This window comes from Mesorhizobium sp. CNPSo 4684, from assembly GCF_057784315.1.
On record NZ_JBWLUX010000013.1, the window covers coordinates 121,443 to 137,669 of the forward strand.

The window sequence follows — 16,227 nt, forward strand, 5'->3', positions numbered from 1 at the left end:
GGCGATCGAGATCGCTTGCCGCTCACGGCTGATAGCCCAGGCAGATGGCGCCAAGCGCGACGACGGCGCAGGCACTGATGCGCCGCGGTGTCAGTTGCTCGCCGAGGAAGAGCCGACCGATGAAGGCGGCAAAGACAACGCTGGTTTCGCGGATGGCGGTGATGGGGCCGGCCGGGCCGAGAGCGAACGCGGCGACCACGACGGCATAAGCAAGCAGCGCGAACAAGCCACCGGCTAGAGCCTTACGGGTTTCGGGCGCGCTGAAGTTGACGACGAGCCTGCCGCGCAGGACGATGAAGGTCGCCGGCAGCAAGGCGCCGTAGATCAGCAGCACCCAGGCGGTGTAGGCGCCGCTGTCGCCCGCCACGCGCACGCCGATGGCGTCGACCGTCGCATAGGCCGCGATGATCGCGCCGGTCGCCAGTGCGTAAAGGATCGAGGTCGATGCCCTACCCCTGCCGAGCGACAGGCCCATGATGCCGCAGGCGACCAGCGTGACGCCGACGATCTCGGGCCTTGTGAGCTGCTGGCCGGCCAGCACGAAACCGCCGAGTGTAACCAGCAGCGGCACGCTGCCGCGCACGATCGGATAGACCTGCCCCAGTTCGCCATAGCGGTAGGCGGCGACCAGGAACACGCTGTAGCCGACCTGGAGGCCGGCCGAGAGCGCGACATAGGGCCAGGCGCCGGTCGCGGGAAGCGCATGGTAAAGGGCCATTGGAATGGCGATGAGCGTGCTCGAAAAACTCATGACGGTGACCGTCCATAGCCTGTCTGCTCCGGTCCGCAGGAAGGCGTTCCAGCCGGCGTGCAGAATGGCCGCGAACAGCGCGAGCGCAATGACCGTCGAGCTCATTGCGCTGTACGCGCGCTGGCGATGACCGCATCGGCCGCCTTGCGGGCGCTATCGATGGCGTCGGCCTCGCCCATCTGCGCCATCAGCGTCGCGCCCTCGATCAGCATCAGCAGCGCCGCCGCAGCGCCCTCGGCCCGCTTTGACGGCATCACCGCCTCGAGGATCGCCTGCATGCGCCGCTTGAGGCCGTTCTTCTGCCTGGCAACGGCCTGGAACACCGGATGGGTGGGATCGCCGAACTCGGCCAGTGCATGCGCGAACAGGCAGCCGTGGAAATCCGGGCTGCTGAACCAGCGCTCATGCCAGTCGAAGATCTTGGCGATCTTGCGCTCCGGCGTGGCGACCTCTTGCGCAAGCTGGTCGAGCTGACGCTCGAAACGTCGGGCGCGATAGTCGAGCACCTCGACGATCAGTTCGTCCTTGCTCGGAAAGTGGCGATACATCGTCATCTTCGCCACATCGGCCTCGGCGATGATGCGGTCGATGCCGGTGGCATGGAAGCCGGCGCGCTTGAACAGGGCGTAGGCTGTTTCGACGACGTGCTGGCGTTTGTCGACCGCAGGCGATGGCGTCATGGTCTTCCACCAGTGGTGAGACAGGTCTGTCTATCTATGCGACCAATCAGGCCGGCTGTCAACACGCCAAACGAAAACGCCTGCGGATCTCGCCGCAGGCGTTAAAGGTGGAGAAAGGTACTGCTCTCAGCGCAGGACGCGGCAGCGGCCGTTGTAGACCATCCAGCGGTCGAAGCCCGAGACGCAGAATTCGACATTGTCGCCGATCGAGGCAAAACCCTGGCCTTCCTCGATCAGGTACCAGATGGTGCGGGCACGGCCATCGGAGAGGCTGACGGTGGCGCCGCAATAGCGGCGGCCGATCGGCCATTCTTCGCTTGCCGGCAGATAGCGATGCTGGTGAATGCGCTGGAAATCGGTGATCGAGACATCAGGCAGATGCGGCACGTGATGCACCTGATAAGAGAAGCGGCTGGAGATCTTGTTCAGCACCCAGGCCTGCCCGCAGACGCCGCTGTCCTCGTCGGAATAGACGGAAAGGTCGGCAGCCTGCGCCGCCTGGGTGATGCCAAGGGGTGCGGCCAGCGGCGTGCAAAGCGAAATCAGGGCAGCAAGAGCGGATTTGGCAAAGCGAGTCATGGCAGCCTCTCAAAAGTCGATTGCGCGCACTGTGCGGATTCGGCGGCGCGCGGTCAAGCGGTCGTGCGGACGATGGTTTGCGGCTTCGCGGCTGGTTTTGCCGGTGCGAAGCCGTCAAACCACCGTCATGAGCCTTTGAAGAACCCGCCTTCCCTATATCTGGGAAAGCGGGCTGCCATGGCCGGCGCTCTGTCCCGCTTCAGCCCTGCTTTGCGTCGCCCTGCGGCACCGCGGCCGGGTCCATCCACATCGCCTCCCAAGATGTGACCGTCAGGGTCGGCCAGGCTGCTATTGTACATGAAGCCATAATCCTGCCGGGCATTGATGTCGGCCGTGCCGCCATGTTTCGCCGCCGCCTCGTTCATCGCATCGACCGCCGCACGGCTGTCGCAGGACACGGCAAGCATGACTTCGCTGGAGGTTGCGGGCGCATGCGGCGCCCGCAGCGAAGCATTGCTATTCCCCGGCCAGCCATTCCAGCGACCAGTGCGCCGGCTTTTCGACCGCCAGCAGTCTGTGCAGAGCCGGCAGTACGATGCGCAGGTCGCGCTCCAGCGTGAAGGGTGGGTTGACCACCACCATGCCGCTGCCGTCGAGGCTTGGCTCCCGCGACGCAGGCCGGATCTCGAACTCGATGTCGAGCAGCTTCGCGACACCGGATTGCTTGAGAGCCTTGCGGAAGGCGATAATCGCCTTGCGGTCCTTGATCGGATACCAGAGCGCATAGATGCCACCCGGCCAGCGCTTGTGCGCTCTTTGCATCCCGTCGACGAGGCGGTCGAATTCGCCGGCTTCCTCGAAGGGCGGATCGATAAGAACCAGCCCACGCTTTTCCTTCGGCGGCAGATGCGCGCCGAGGGCCAGCCAGCCATCGAGTTCGATGACCCTCGTCTGGAAATCGCCGGCAAACAAGGTCTTCAGCCTGGCGGCATCCTCGCCATGCAGTTCGATCGCCGACAGCCGATCCTGCTTGCGCATGAGATGGCGGGCGATGAGTGGTGAGCCCGGATATTTCCTCACGCCACCATCGGGATTGAGCGAACGCACGGCTTCGAGATAGGCGGCAAGCAGCGCAGCCGCCGATTTGTCCAACGGGGCGTCGATCAGGCGGCCGATGCCGCCCTGCCATTCGCCGGTCTTTTGCGCTTCCGTCGACGACAGATCATAACGGCCAATGCCGGCATGAGTGTCGATGACACGGAACGCCTTGTCCTTCTGCTTTAGATAGTCGAGCAGAAGGCTGAGCACGACATGCTTGACGACATCGGCGAAATTTCCGGCGTGATAGGCGTGACGGTAATTCATGCCGCGCTCATTTCGAGGAGCCCCTGCCCCAGCGCGGCGGCGGCTTCGAGTTGGGGTTCTCCGGCCGGCTACCGCCGAAACGCAACGATAGCAGGAAGCCGATCAGGCCGACGGCAATCAACCCATAGCCGACCGGCCGGGCGCGGCCGTCGATCTCGCCGGTACCGGCGCGCAGCACCAGGTCCACCCCCCGCATCGGGATATCATCGGCATCGCCCGGGCCGACGGTGAAGAGATAAGAGCCGGGGCTGACGGTCGCGATCACGCCGGCCTCGTCGCGAAAGATCTTGTCGGGCAGTTGCGGGCTGACCTGGCGCGGATTGTCTGAGTGGTTGAACTGCAGCGTCGAGGCGAGCACAGTCTTGCCACCGGTAGCCGCGGTCAACGTCAAGATAGTGCGCTGCTGCGAGGCGATGCGCTCGGCCCGCGCTGTCAGGTCGACCAGCACCCTGACCGGCGCATCGCTTGGCGAGAGCGCCACCGTCACCGGCTTGAAGCGGCCCTGCTCGTAGACCCTGTAGCTGCCGACCTCATGGCCGGAGAAATTTGTCATCGCCCAGGGATAGACGACGCCGACGGCGATACCGGCGAGCAGGATCAGGACAAACAGAAAGCGCATTGAGAATAACCCGAGTGTTCGACCAGCTTGCCAATAGCGCTCCAAGGATCAAAAGGCGATGGCCTGCGCAGCGAGCCTCGTCCGTCCAAGACAAAGATAATAGCCAAATGAATGTTTGCGCGGATTTGGCCAAGCGAGTTGCCCGCCGTCCAATTGCATCGGCGTCATGGCCGCGTCGCAACACTAAAGGATTTCTACCTATGCGCTCATAAGCCATCGCTAATATCTATATAAATGGATGGTGCCAGGACCTTCCACGATTTTGATTATTGAGAGGCATATTGTGCCCGAGGGGGTTTCGATCCCAAAAGTCTACAAGAAGCAAGATGGCGCACATTTCAAGTCGAAATGTCTTTGATATAGACATTCATGCATAGAGTCACGTCAACGAGTTTCATTGTAACTATAGTTTAAAACCAAACTTTCGAAATTAACGAGTCAGTACTGTTCGTCGCTCACTGTATCATAGAATGTCCCTCGGGTAATCTGAATATCTGACCATGAAATAAAGAGAGCGAACGTGCCTTATCCGACCGACGGGGTGAACCTAAGCCCCTACATTGGGAACGCCACGAACATTTCTGGCCCGAACCGTTTCGGGCGCCGGTCGCATTTCTTTCTAAGAATTTGCGGACGAAGCGTAGTGTTACCATATTTTTGATATTTCATAAATCGAAATATTTTCAAATATACGATGCGATATATGGGGCCAGTGCGAGCTTTCTACTGGGCGTTTTCGTTCTAAATCTGACATTTCTTTGTCATATTTGCGCTTTTTGCTATCGCAAAATCCCATTAATATTACTATTTTCTACCGGTATATTGCCATTTTTCGATCATCGCTTGAGTTGAAGCGGCAGACGCTGCCGACCTCATGATTAACCACTCCCTAACGATTACGGTTAAGGATTTGCTAATTTAGTTGACTATGATTTCCACAGGTATATTTTTGACACGTTGGGATATGCAATTTGGGCGAGCAATGGGCGATTGTGGCACCAGACGCGTAACCGCGATTTCGGGGCGGAGTCGAATGCTGAACGGCAACCAATAGCCGCATAGCGTCGCCCAGCGAACTCAGAAAGCAATCAACAGACATCAGGAGTGACGATTCCGCAGAAGCGGAGGGTTTGCGACGTCCGCAGGGGCGTGGCCGGGCAACGCTATGTCCGGGCGGTAGCGTGCGCAGTGCGTAAGGGCGAAGGGGTGGAATATGCGTAGGACTGTCAACGTTCTGAAACTCGAGTCCGGGAACAGCCGAAGGCGCGCCAACATCAATCGGGGCCGCGCCCTGGTTGCCGGCGGGGCAGGATTTCTGGGTTCGCATCTATGCGAGCGTCTTTTGCTGGATGGATACGACGTTGTCGTGCTGGACAATTTCCACACCGGCAAAAGGTACAATCTCAATGCCATCCTGCGCAATCCGCGATTTACGTGCATCGAGCACGACATTGTCGACGCACTGCCTTCGGATCTTCAGGTCGATGAAATCTACAACCTCGCCTGCCCGGCCTCCCCGCCGCATTACCAGGCTGATCCGATCCATACGTTCAAGACAAGCGTGCTTGGTTCGCTGAACCTGCTCGAACTCGCGCGGCGGAACAATGCCAAGATATTTCAGGCTTCGACGTCCGAGGTCTATGGCGACCCCTTGGTGCATCCGCAGCCGGAAGCCTACTTCGGCAACGTCAATCCGCACGGTCCGCGATCCTGCTATGATGAGGGCAAGCGTTCGGCCGAGACGCTGTTCTTCGATTATTCGAGAATGTACGGCCTCGATATCCGCGTCGCGCGGATCTTCAACACCTATGGCCGCCGCATGCAGCCGGACGATGGCCGCGTCGTGTCGAACTTCATCGTCCAGGCTTTGCACGGTGACGATCTGACCGTCTACGGCAGCGGCCAGCAGACACGTTCATTCTGCTACGCGGACGACCTGATCGAAGGCTTCATCCGGCTGATGAACGCACCGAGCGCGCCGCAGCACCCGGTTAATCTCGGCAATCCTGCCGAATTCACCATTCTGGAACTGGCGACGCAGGTGATCGAATGCACCAACTCGCAGTCGAAGATCGTGCATCGGCCGCTGCCCGTCGACGATCCCAAACAGCGCAAGCCGGACATCTCCTTTGCCCGGGAAAAACTTGGCTGGGAGCCAAAGATCAGCCTGAGCCAGGGGCTTGCGCATACCACGGCGTATTTTGACGCCCTGCTCTACTCGAGCCGGCCCGTCAAAGAAGCTGCGATGTAATGAGCCGCCCGGCAATCCTTGTGACGGGTGGGGCCGGTTACATCGGCAGCCACACCTGCAAGCTGTTGTCCGCTGCCGGCTACCTGCCCGTCGTTTTCGACAATCTAAGCCGCGGCAACGAGAGATCGGTTGCCTGGGGGCCGCTTGTCGTCGGCAATATCCGGGACCGGACAGTGCTGCAGCAGGCGATCAGGACCTATCAGCCGAAGGCGATAATCCACTTTGCAGCGCTGGCCTATGTCGGCGAGTCTGTTCATGAGCCAGCGGAATATTATTCGACCAATGTGTCGGGTACCATCGCGGTGCTGGATGCGGCACGCGCAAGCTCGATCGAATACATCATCTTCTCAAGCAGCTGCGCAACCTACGGCGTGCCCGAAACATTGCCCATTCGCGAGACCTCGGCGCAAAATCCAATCAGCCCTTATGGGCGGACCAAGCTGATGGGTGAGCAGATCATCAGGGACTATGCCTCCGCCTACGGAATGAAATATGCGATCCTGCGCTACTTCAACGCTTGCGGCGCCGATCCGGAGGGCGAGCTCGGCGAATGGCATACGCCTGAAACGCACCTGATCCCGCGAGTGCTCATGGCCGCATCCGGCACGATCGACGAGATCGAGATTTTCGGTGCGGACTACGACACGTCGGATGGCACCTGCGTGCGCGACTACATCCATGTCAGCGATCTGGCCCGCGCGCATCTGAGGGCTCTCATGCATCTTGAGGCGGGTGGCGAAAGCCTGTCGGTCAATCTCGGCACCGGACGCGGGGTTTCGATCAAGGAGATTCTGCAGGCGGTCACCCGGATGACGTCAAAATCGGTTCCCGTGGTCTTCAGGCCCCGGCGCCCGGGAGACCCGGCGGAGCTCTACGCCGACCCGGCCGGCGCACGCGAACACCTGGGTTTCACGCCGGAACTTTCCGACATCGATACGATCGTCAGGACAGCCGCCCCATTCTTCGGACTGGAGGCCGCCGCGTCCACAATTCCGATGCCGACGGCCAAGCGCAGCCGGTCAACTGCGCCAGACATGTCAAATGCGTCGGAAAGCAATACCAGCTCGCAAAGCTGGTAGTCGTCCCGTTTGTTGTGCGTCGGGACGTGGGCTCGCTGAGGTGGGTGAGGGCTTCTCAGCGAGCCTTTGATACGACTCGGCCCTGGAAATCGTGGAGCGCTCCCACGACAGAGCGCGTCAACGCGCTCTTCATGCATGCCGTTGTCCCAAAAGCGCATGCGCACTTGGGCCGCATGCGTCAACTCTTGGAATCGATCAGGCCACGGACCTTGTCAAACTGCGCGCCCTTTGTATCGCCTTCCTCGAATTTCCGTTGCTCGTCGGAAGGGTCTTCCAGAGAGTGCCTGAAACTGTACCAGAGACCGTTCGGATCCTTGCGCTGCTCGAGGGTCCCACCCCGGATGCGGTGGCTGAAACAGGTGCGAATCGGCGCGGCGGCGTAGGTCTTGGACCGCCAGATGAGATCCATGCACATCTTGCCATCGTTGCTTAGATGCCATCTGCCTTCGCCGACAGAAACCGTGTCCTGCTCGGAGGTCCAGGCCCGGACCGGTCTATCCTTCTGTCCGAAATAGGCCGCTCCATTATCCCATATCCACGTGCGGTCGGCATAAACAAGCTGAAGTTCGAAAGCCGTCGGGACGGCAACGGCATCTGCAGGTCCGCTGTCTTCGGCGTGCGCGGCCCCGCAAAGCGCCATCTGGCACCAAATGGCCAGGAGGGGCGCCAGGGAGACACGCCTGGCAAGTCGATGGCGCCTCGCCCCGCTCGCCGATCTAGATGGCAATCCGGTCTGGGTCGTCATGCCGAGCGATCGCATTCGATGTTTGCTTCCCAAGCGGGCATCGACCAGCCGAGCATACCGCAAGAACAGGCCCGGTCCGTCCTGCGCTGATAATAGGCATCACGCCACAACCATCAGTATTTCGCATGCTATTGACTGCCGCGCGACGATGTCAACCGGGAGGGTCGACAGTATCTGTCGGAGTGTGCACGGGCTGTAAATCGAGGACGGCAATCAGGTGCGCGGGACATTATACACATCCCTCGACGAAGGGGCCGCTAATCCATAGCGAGCCGTTGCTGTACATGGCGGTCCCGTTGTCGTCGGTGTAGCCGTGAGACTGCTCGTCGACATGCAGCCTGGTGTTTGGCACCAGCTGACCGTTCACCTTGATGCTCTTGATGAACAGGTTGCGATCACCTGGCTTGCCCTCTCCGCCCCACAGGTCGTTGACATAGCGAAGCTCGATCGTCTTCGGGTCCGGAACGCTGCTGAGATCGATGTGGAACGGCTTGGCCTCGGTTGACGCCTGCATTAGCTCCGCCACGGCGGCTTCGGGCGTCGATGCGGCGCTTTCCTTGCCCGGGACATCAATCTCGGCGACGGTCTTACCGTCGACCACGACGTCGAACCGAGGCGCACCCTGGAGATCAATGCCGGCAGCGTCGACCTCCAGACTGGTGATGGTGCAACGTCCGGTGTCTTTCGCGGCGGCGGCCACCAGATCGGCCACGCGCCGCCTCTGCGATTGCACCCATCCGGCGATGGGCTGCAGCAGCGCGTTTCGGTCGCCGGTGTCGGCCGTGAAGAGGTTGGTTCGTTCACCGGAATCGGCCTTGAGGTCGTATTCCTCCACCTTGCCGGTGGTCGCGTTGAAGATGACCTTTCGATCGTTCTCGCGATAGCCGAACAGGAAACCGGCCCAGGGATTGAAGAAGAAGGTCTTGTTTGGCCGTTGCTCGCTGAACAGGCTGCGCCCCTGCCACTGCTTCGGCAGCGGAAGCCCGAGTATGTCGAAGATCGTCGGGGCGATATCGATGATGCCGCCGACCGGGTGCGCAACCTCGTCATGGAAGAGATGCTTGTTGATCATGATGAGCGGGATGTGGATGTTTTCCTCGTAGATCGCGCTGGCATGAATGTAGTCGCCATGCTCCCCGAACGCCTCGCCATGATCGCCCAGTATGACCACGAGCGTCGAATCGAGCTTGCCGGACTGCTTGAGCGATTCAAGGATCTCGCCAAGCGCCGTATCGCCGACCTTCAGGGCGTTGAGATAAGCATTGAATTTCTGGTCATCCGAGTAGTGGACCAGCGTGTTGCCATCGGAGGAAGGCGCCATCTTCGAAAACATCGGGCTGTCGGTGATGTAGGGATAGTGGGTCATCGCCGTGAACATTATGCCGAAGAAGGGTTTTCCCGCGTCCTTGTTCATCCAGTCGATGATCGATTGCGCCGTGCAAAGATCGCTGTTGTAGTCCATGTTCTTCCACTGCTCGGAGCTGAGCTTGAAAGTCGGGGTACTGCATTTTTGCCCCCGGTAGTCCTGGATCACATCCAGCCCCTTGTTGAGCAGAAACTCATCGACCCGTTGGAATCGGGAATCCGCGCTCCAGAAAAACCCTGTGCGGAAATTGTTCTTGGACAGGGTGTTTGAGATCGTGTCCAGAGGCAGATATGGATACCTGGTGGTCATGCCATAGTATGAAATATCGTTGTACATAGAGGTGAGCAGAGAAAACACCGAGTAATGCGTGGAAGGTGCGTGCGCATATATGTTGTCGAATCGTATGGAGTCCTTTGCGTAGCTCTTGATATTTGGTGTGATCGGATACTTGCCGCCATACGTCTCGATGTATTTGGACGGCACCGACTCCATGATGAAAATCAGCACGTTCTTGATCGGGTTCGGCGCCGGCGCCTTGAAGGCCGACGTCTCCGGCGGACGCTCGCCGACGCTCGCGACATCCGGGTCATTGGTGTTGGCGTTCATTGCCAGCACGACCGGCGTTGGACTGAACACGGCCGATTCGACAAAATACAGGATTGGATTGTCGATCTTGGCCGCCGGCAGCGCCTCCGCACGCACGTGGTATCCAGTTCCGGCGAGAGCCGTGCCGACACACACAACGAGCACGCCCAGAAAGGCCCCGTAGCCAGCGGCGCTCAGCCGCTGGCACAAGCTGGCCGCGGCATAGCCAAGGATGAGCACCAGAATGACGGATCCGGAAAGGGTCGCGAAGTCCTTTATGTTGAGCGCGTCGCCCATCGCGTTCCTGGCATCGGCATTCTGCAGGAAGTCGCCATAGACCAGCCACTGGAACGTGAACGGTTCGCCCAGCATCTTGACGAGGTTGATGTTGGCAAATCCCCAGCCCAGAGAAACCACGACAGCAACATAGAAGAGGAAGACGACGATGACTGAGCCGAGACGGCTGGCCTTTGCCAGGAACAGCAGGATCAGCGTAACCACGGTCAGGGAAGTAACGACAATCAGATCGTAGTAGCTCGATGCCAATCCCTTGGGGATGGCCCCTAAAAGGCCTGGAAACGTGGTTTGCGGATCAACGATTGCGCTGCGGTAGACACCCAAAAGCAGCCAGGACAACAGGCCCGTGCAAATGATCCGCTGGCTCATGCGCCGGAAGCGCAAGTCCCTCGACGAAGCCGTCCCCGCCTTCGATTCCGTAAGGCCGCTCTCAGGTCGGCTCGCCGACCCCGTATTGCCGCCGATGCTCATACAACTACCCGCCGCGAGTCTGCGCTTCGGCCCAACCACGGCCGACAGCCCTCAAACCCCCATCCGCAGAATCGACTTGCGCTAAAAAAGAGTCAACAAAATCAAGTTTGGGTTAACCAAGTCTCTTGAGAACTGGTTAACCGAACACGTTGAACGGCGATGCGTTTTGGCCAAGTGAGCTGTTCAACCAACTGTGCACCCGCCGTATGAATCGGCGACGGCGGGCGCTGTCGAGCACCCGCCGTCGTGATGTTTCAGTACTGCGTCAGCAATCAGCCGCCACGCAGACGCGTCGGGCTCAGGCTCGCGACTGTCATGCCCCGCTGTTGGGAAGGACACGTCGGCAGAAAGCGGCTCGCATCCGCGTATGTCATCTTCGCGATGGAACTCTTCAGCCCACCACGCTTGGCGATCCAACCGCGAACCCAGCCAGGGTAGTTTTTCATCATGAAATTAGCGGCCACCTGATTGCCCCGCGCAGAAACGCCATATGGCAGGTGAAAGCCGAACGAAGCATTCCGCGTGATGCACACCTTGCTCCTGGGCATCGACAGATAAAGCGTGCAGGCCGAGTCACACGAACCGTTGAACCGCACAAAGGTGCCGCTGCGGCGCATTTTCAGCGCACGGATGGCATAGTCGATCACATAGCCACCGCGATCGCCACTGATCGTCTTGACGTTGGCCGCCCCCAGGCTGATGCGCGGTCGCAGCAATTCTCCCGCGGAGCTTGCCGAGACCAGTGCGCCCATCAAACCGAGCGCACCGAGAAACTTCATTATCGTTTTCATCTGCGCCTCCTGCTATGCCGTCAATGACTAGCTGGGAGCCGTAAAGATTGAATATTCTGTGTCGCTAAAGTTGTATCAGTTGATTGATTGTGCAGCCGTTTTAGGACCTGATTGACGATTTGGTTTACCAATGGCGCAGAAGGATGATCACTGGAGCGTAAACCCGGCGCGGGCATCGTTGCAGATCGACTGTGCTGCGGAGCGCACTCGGTGGAATTGGATCAGAGGAAATCGGATGGCCGTTGGTGGGACGGAGCGGAGGCCGTCAAAGGAAAGCAAGCCTCGCCGCGTCTGCGTCGTGACAAATGCAATCGATCATGGTGGCGAAGACGGTGCCATGGCCGAACTGGCCAGGCTTTTCGCCGAAGATGGCGACGACGTCACCCTGCTGTGGGTTCCAGGCAGGAATGCCCCAGCGGAGGCAGCGCGCCACCGCGACCTGGAGGCGGCCTCGGTGCGACTGGAAATTCTCGACAAGTCCGATCAGTTGCTTCCTTCGCTGACGACGCCCGAGAGCCGGTCCGCCGCTGTGCTGCATTACCTCGAACGGTCCGGCCACGATTTGGTCTACGCGCCGCTTGAGGGTGGGTTAGCTTTCTACACGCTGCTGGCGGTCGAGACTGCGGCCTTTGCCGCGCCGCCGATCGTGGTCGTCGCCCACGCTCCGGAAGAATGGGAACATGAAGCCGACAAGGCCTTCATGGACAGCACCGAGGCGATTGCCGTCGCCTACATGGAGAAATACTGCGCCGAGATGGCGAACAGGACGATCTGTGCGTCGGCCGCCTTGCGAATGTGGATGTTGTCGAAGGGCTGGAAGGTGAAGAAGGCGATCGTGACGCCGATGTTGCCGTTGCAGGATCGTCTCGGTCGACCCGGAGCGCGGCCGTCCGTTGTGACGACAAGCGCCAGAGAACTTGCCGTCCTGGCCGGGTGGCGCTTCCGCGATGGCCTGACGCTGCTTTGCGACGCGCTCGACATCATCGCGCCAACAGCGCCAGAAGGGCTGGAGGTCACCGCATTCGGTCCATTCGGAAAGATCATGGGCGAGCATAGCGGTGGACTGCTTCTGAGACGCGCCGAGCGGTGGCCGTTCAAGCTCAACCTGTTGGCGCACGCAAGCCCCGCCGCAACGCTCGACTACGTCGCGCGGACCGGCGCGCTTGCCGTCATCCCCGCCCGCGCCGCATCGACGGGCGCCACTGTTGCCGCTTGTATCGAGGCGGGACTGCCGTTTGTTGCGACCAATGCCGACGCGAACGCGGAGAGCTGGAATGTGCAGGCGAGGCAACCGCGGCTGGTCGATCCTGACGCTGCCGCGTTGGCGCAGGCGATTTCGGCGGCGCTCAATGACCCGCCTCGCCCACTGCCTGTCGACAGGCTGCGCCAATGTCGGCAATCCTGGCTGGATACGCGCAATTTGCCGACGCCGGCCAAACGCAGGCGCGTCGACAAAAGTGCCGGGGGGTCACCCCTGGTCTCTATCGTCATGGCCCATCGCAACCGGCCGCTCTATCTGAAACAGGCAATCGCGGCGATCGAGGCGCAAACCTACGATCACCTGGAACTGGTTCTGGTGGACGACGGAAGCGACCTGGAGGACGCCAGGCGATTGCTGGATACGCTGGAACCGACCTTCCGTCAGCGCGGATGGAAGATCCTGCGCCGACCGCACGAGCATCTCGGCGCGGCGCGAAACGCCGGCATCCGCGCTTCGCAAGGCGAGCTGATCCTGTTCGTCGACGATGACAACGCGCTGTTTGCGGAGGCCGTCGATCATTTCGTGCGTGCGATGGCAACATCGGGCGCTGACATCTGCACTGCGTTCCAACTGATCTTCTACGAGGATTTGGTGCCTGAGGATCGCGCCGACGGGCTGATCCAGTACCTGCCACTGGGTGGTCCCGACGCGCTCGGCCTGATCCACAACGTCTACGGTGACGCGAATGCGATGATGCGCCGATCTGTGTTCTCGCAGATCGGGTTCCTGATCGAAAAGCCCGGCTACGCCATGCACGACTGGGAGTTCCTTGCGCGAGCCTCTCTGGCAGGTCTCAAGATCAGGACGATTCCAAAGCCGCTATACTGGTATCGCTCGAAACCGGATGGAATGTTTCGGACGTCGAACTGGTATGACAACCGGCTTCCCGTCCTGGAGGCGTTCAGGTCGAGCCAACCTGATGACTTCCGTCTGCTGCATCATTTGGTCGTCGCCCAGAACACGCACCGGTCCGAAATTGAAAGCGCCCGCGAAAACCTGAAATATATCCCCCGCAATCGAAAATATCTGGAGCTGTGCGACATCGAACCGAACAGCGATGCAGCCATAGAGACGCTTGCGAGCATTGCTGTGTCGATCGGTCGCCCCGATACGGCTGCCACCTTGCTTGGACGCCCCGCCGCCACGCACCACAATGCCCCGTACAGTCCTGATGTCGGCGGCAGTTCGATCATCCTCGACTACGACATACTGAGGAGCGCACGGTTGCTTACACCGCGCGTCTCGGCTCTTCCGCTGCTGCTTGTCGCACCGGATGACGGCGGTTTGTTCTTGCGTCCGCATGCTGACGGTGCGGTCGCTGCCTCGCTTGATCATCAATTTCCGGCCTTCTTCCGGGAGGTGGAAGCAATCGTTGAAATCGCTCATGCCGACGCGCCGGCGATAGATTTTGCTCTCGCGCTTGCTCGACCCGACCAAACCATAGATTGGCAACAGGACATCGGCGCGCAAACGATCGCCTTTTCAGGCTGGATGAGCATCGAAGACAGATTCGTGCGTCATCCCTTGGTGGTAACGCTTCGCGCACGACGGAAGACCCCGCTTTCAATCGTTCCCGCCGTTCGTTTCACCGCAACGTCCAATGGTTTTCCGACCAACGCGTTCTTCCGCAAGCTGGCACTGTTCAGCGATTAGCGGCGCCGGCCAGGGAAATCCCCGAGTGCCAGCGGGGCCCCGGTCCGATCAATTGCTCGCGTTAACCATGTTTCCTCAACCTTGCCGAAATGGTTGACAAAACATTAATAGATGCTAATATTTCAGTGGGTTATTTTGTGTGTGGGGTGCGTTATGCGCAAGGTTCATTCGTTGCTTTTGGGCGGACTTAGTCTGCTTGGGTTGAGCGTCGCTTTCACCGGCGCGGCGCAGGCGAGGACCGACGTTGGCGTTCAGGAAGCCGAGCTTGCCTGCGAGCAGGCCCTCAAAACCGGCACCATCGAGGCGCTTGAGGACTATCTGCACCGTTACCCGAATGCTCCGTCAGCCTGCAAGGCGCTTGCTCTCAACAGTCTGTCCCAGTTTGGGCCAGAAGGTGGGGACGGAAACCCTGGTGATGGTGGCCACCGCTACGGCGGATAAGCATCGACCGGTTTTCCCCATTCAATAGTTCGCCATTTCAGTTGGCTGCGTCACCGCGACGTTGCGGTGTCCAGGGTAGAAACGAATCCGGCATAGCGATCCGAGGTTTTCATCCAGCCGAGTTCCACGAGTTGCGCGGCGTCTCCGCGATAGCGGACAGACCTATGGTTACGGAGCGCCAGTTTCGGATCGCGCTCCAGGGCTTCCATGTAGGCGGCGCGCTCCTCAAGTGTCTTTTCCTTGAGTTGCGCATTTTCACTCAGAGACGACGCTGATTTCTGGCGAAATCCCCAGACGAATTTGAAGTGCAGCAATGCGACGCGCAGTTCGCTGAATCGGACCTTGCTGATCGTGTGCTGTGCGACGTGATAATGCGTGCCCCGCCCCCATTTTACGATCGGAACCTTTGTCAGGCACGGGGGAAAGGTTTGCTTGAACCGGCCGTGCCAGAAGACCCGTTCCCTCACGCCACCGAACATCTGCTCCGGTGGATACATACCGTCGCGGGCGCGCAGCCACCCTGGCTCCGGATCAAAGTAGGGTGAAGCTTCAACAAGCGGGATCGTGCCATCATAGCTGTATTCGGCCAACGGGCCGTCGGCATACATGTCGATCATGGAGCCTATCACAGCGTCCGCGCCGGTCGAATCGAGATAGTTGCAAAGCTGCCGCAGGTTCGCTCGCTCAAAATCGGGATAGACGAGAAGCTCGTCAGCGTCGATCGAAAGGCACCAATGGCCGGTGCCGAACACATTCATGAGCGTGTTGATCCATCGCGGCGGATCGATGTTTTCAGAGAAATGCGATCCTTCCGTGTGGAAGCAGTGGCTGTCCGGCTGCTCCAGGATCAGTTCACGCGTCCCGTCCGTGGAACCATTGTCCAGGAAGAAGAACCGATCGACGCCGAGGCCGCGGTAATGGTCGAGAAGTTGCGGTAGCAGTGTCGCCTCGTTGCGGAGTCCGACAAAGCACAAGATCTCACCATCGGTCACGTCAATCGGCCGGTCGTCCAGTCGCGCGAGATGCTTTGGGGATCGAAGTTCAACCATCCGAACGTCATCAAACCTGTTTACGCGAAGGCAGGTGCGGTAAGGTGAGCCCCGCGAGACGATTATCAAAGTATTATCCAACTGTTGGCAAGACTGTTTCGAGCGAAGCGGGCTGACAAGGGGGACTCATTGAGCGTTGGTTCCAAGGCAGGCGCTATGCCCAAGGGCAAGCGACAGGCAAGCCAGAAGCCTCGCAATGTGTGTGTCGTTTCGGAGGTTGAGTTCGGCTCGACGGTGACTGGCGATCACGGGTCGGTGACCTACGCGCTGGCGCAGCATCTGGCGGGAACCGGTGACACCGTGA

General features: G+C 59.9%; 15 protein-coding genes. 4 read left to right on the top strand and 11 right to left on the bottom strand.

Going from position 1 to position 16,227, the window contains the following annotated elements; all coding sequences use genetic code 11:
- Positions 1 to 22 precede the first annotated feature (22 nt).
- The 7 genes from AC04SG_RS14575 to AC04SG_RS14605 form a co-directional block, all read right to left on the bottom strand.
- On the bottom strand, positions 23 to 856 hold the full coding sequence (locus AC04SG_RS14575; RefSeq protein WP_488551611.1) for an EamA family transporter: 834 nt from the start codon (positions 854 to 856) through the stop codon (positions 23 to 25).
- Positions 853 to 1,431 (bottom strand): TetR/AcrR family transcriptional regulator, encoded by a 579-nt coding sequence (locus AC04SG_RS14580; protein WP_488551612.1) that lies wholly within the window; start codon positions 1,429 to 1,431, stop codon positions 853 to 855. The genes AC04SG_RS14575 and AC04SG_RS14580 overlap by 4 nt, the downstream gene beginning before the upstream one ends.
- A gap of 126 nt (positions 1,432 to 1,557) precedes the next feature.
- Positions 1,558 to 2,010, bottom strand: coding sequence for a hypothetical protein (locus AC04SG_RS14585; RefSeq protein WP_454577135.1), 453 nt, complete (start codon positions 2,008 to 2,010; stop codon positions 1,558 to 1,560).
- A 125-nt stretch (positions 2,011 to 2,135) separates the two neighbouring features.
- Positions 2,136 to 2,417 carry a VOC family protein gene (locus AC04SG_RS14590; protein ID WP_488551613.1) on the bottom strand — a complete coding sequence of 94 codons (282 nt, stop codon included), beginning with the start codon at positions 2,415 to 2,417 and terminating at the stop codon, positions 2,136 to 2,138.
- Entirely contained in the window at positions 2,372 to 2,497 is a 126-nt protein-coding gene (locus tag AC04SG_RS14595) for a hypothetical protein (RefSeq protein WP_488551648.1), read from the bottom strand. Before AC04SG_RS14595 ends, AC04SG_RS14590 begins: the two co-directional genes overlap by 46 nt.
- A complete protein-coding gene (locus AC04SG_RS14600; RefSeq protein WP_488551614.1) occupies positions 2,467 to 3,315 on the bottom strand; it encodes a 23S rRNA (adenine(2030)-N(6))-methyltransferase RlmJ in 849 nt (282 codons plus the stop codon). Before AC04SG_RS14600 ends, AC04SG_RS14595 begins: the two co-directional genes overlap by 31 nt.
- Before the next feature lie 7 nt (positions 3,316 to 3,322).
- Complete coding sequence (locus AC04SG_RS14605; RefSeq protein WP_488551615.1) at positions 3,323 to 3,934, bottom strand: hypothetical protein; 612 nt, start codon at positions 3,932 to 3,934, stop codon at positions 3,323 to 3,325.
- A gap of 1,213 nt (positions 3,935 to 5,147) precedes the next feature.
- Between AC04SG_RS14605 and AC04SG_RS14610 the strand changes: the two genes are divergently transcribed.
- Positions 5,148 to 6,185: a UDP-glucuronic acid decarboxylase family protein gene (locus AC04SG_RS14610; protein ID WP_488551616.1), complete on the top strand. Its 1,038-nt coding sequence runs from the start codon at positions 5,148 to 5,150 to the stop codon at positions 6,183 to 6,185.
- Entirely contained in the window at positions 6,185 to 7,264 is a 1,080-nt protein-coding gene (gene galE / locus AC04SG_RS14615; protein WP_488551617.1) for a UDP-glucose 4-epimerase GalE, read from the top strand. Before AC04SG_RS14610 ends, galE begins: the two co-directional genes overlap by 1 nt.
- Before the next feature lie 178 nt (positions 7,265 to 7,442).
- Here the strand turns inward: galE and AC04SG_RS14620 are convergent, their stop codons facing one another.
- The 3 genes from AC04SG_RS14620 to AC04SG_RS14630 all read right to left on the bottom strand — a co-directional run bounded on the left by AC04SG_RS14620 (position 7,443) and on the right by AC04SG_RS14630 (position 11,519).
- Positions 7,443 to 8,009 (bottom strand): DUF995 domain-containing protein, encoded by a 567-nt coding sequence (locus AC04SG_RS14620; protein ID WP_488551618.1) that lies wholly within the window; start codon positions 8,007 to 8,009, stop codon positions 7,443 to 7,445.
- Between the two features lie 229 nt (positions 8,010 to 8,238).
- Complete coding sequence (locus AC04SG_RS14625; protein WP_488551619.1) at positions 8,239 to 10,728, bottom strand: sulfatase-like hydrolase/transferase; 2,490 nt, start codon at positions 10,726 to 10,728, stop codon at positions 8,239 to 8,241.
- A 272-nt stretch (positions 10,729 to 11,000) separates the two neighbouring features.
- The gene (locus AC04SG_RS14630; RefSeq protein WP_488551620.1) at positions 11,001 to 11,519 is read right to left on the bottom strand and encodes a hypothetical protein; all 519 of its coding nucleotides are present in this window, start codon (positions 11,517 to 11,519) and stop codon (positions 11,001 to 11,003) included.
- Positions 11,520 to 11,856: 337 nt separating this feature from the next.
- Between AC04SG_RS14630 and AC04SG_RS14635 the strand changes: the two genes are divergently transcribed.
- Complete coding sequence (locus tag AC04SG_RS14635) at positions 11,857 to 14,433, top strand: DUF6212 domain-containing protein (RefSeq protein WP_488551621.1); 2,577 nt, start codon at positions 11,857 to 11,859, stop codon at positions 14,431 to 14,433.
- Between the two features lie 153 nt (positions 14,434 to 14,586).
- Positions 14,587 to 14,874, top strand: a complete 288-nt coding sequence (locus AC04SG_RS14640) for a hypothetical protein (RefSeq protein ID WP_488551622.1) — start codon at positions 14,587 to 14,589, stop codon at positions 14,872 to 14,874.
- A 50-nt stretch (positions 14,875 to 14,924) separates the two neighbouring features.
- Here the strand turns inward: AC04SG_RS14640 and AC04SG_RS14645 are convergent, their stop codons facing one another.
- Positions 14,925 to 15,923, bottom strand: a complete 999-nt coding sequence (locus AC04SG_RS14645) for a glycosyltransferase family 2 protein (RefSeq protein WP_488551623.1) — start codon at positions 15,921 to 15,923, stop codon at positions 14,925 to 14,927.
- Positions 15,924 to 16,227 lie beyond the last annotated feature (304 nt).

Coding starts and splice junctions, on each gene's coding strand:
- AC04SG_RS14630 (WP_488551620.1), bottom strand. CDS start 11,519: ATGAAAACGATAATGAAGTTTCTCGGTGCGCTCGGTTTGATGGGCGCA.
- AC04SG_RS14640 (WP_488551622.1), top strand. CDS start 14,587: ATGCGCAAGGTTCATTCGTTGCTTTTGGGCGGACTTAGTCTGCTTGGG.
- AC04SG_RS14590 (WP_488551613.1), bottom strand. CDS start 2,417: ATGCTTGCCGTGTCCTGCGACAGCCGTGCGGCGGTCGATGCGATGAAC.
- AC04SG_RS14635 (WP_488551621.1), top strand. CDS start 11,857: ATGGCCGAACTGGCCAGGCTTTTCGCCGAAGATGGCGACGACGTCACC.
- AC04SG_RS14585 (WP_454577135.1), bottom strand. CDS start 2,010: ATGACTCGCTTTGCCAAATCCGCTCTTGCTGCCCTGATTTCGCTTTGC.
- AC04SG_RS14575 (WP_488551611.1), bottom strand. CDS start 856: ATGAGCTCGACGGTCATTGCGCTCGCGCTGTTCGCGGCCATTCTGCAC.
- AC04SG_RS14600 (WP_488551614.1), bottom strand. CDS start 3,315: ATGAATTACCGTCACGCCTATCACGCCGGAAATTTCGCCGATGTCGTC.
- galE (WP_488551617.1), top strand. CDS start 6,185: ATGAGCCGCCCGGCAATCCTTGTGACGGGTGGGGCCGGTTACATCGGC.
- AC04SG_RS14645 (WP_488551623.1), bottom strand. CDS start 15,923: ATGGTTGAACTTCGATCCCCAAAGCATCTCGCGCGACTGGACGACCGG.
- AC04SG_RS14625 (WP_488551619.1), bottom strand. CDS start 10,728: ATGAGCATCGGCGGCAATACGGGGTCGGCGAGCCGACCTGAGAGCGGC.
- AC04SG_RS14605 (WP_488551615.1), bottom strand. CDS start 3,934: ATGCGCTTTCTGTTTGTCCTGATCCTGCTCGCCGGTATCGCCGTCGGC.
- AC04SG_RS14610 (WP_488551616.1), top strand. CDS start 5,148: ATGCGTAGGACTGTCAACGTTCTGAAACTCGAGTCCGGGAACAGCCGA.
- AC04SG_RS14620 (WP_488551618.1), bottom strand. CDS start 8,009: ATGACGACCCAGACCGGATTGCCATCTAGATCGGCGAGCGGGGCGAGG.
- AC04SG_RS14580 (WP_488551612.1), bottom strand. CDS start 1,431: ATGACGCCATCGCCTGCGGTCGACAAACGCCAGCACGTCGTCGAAACA.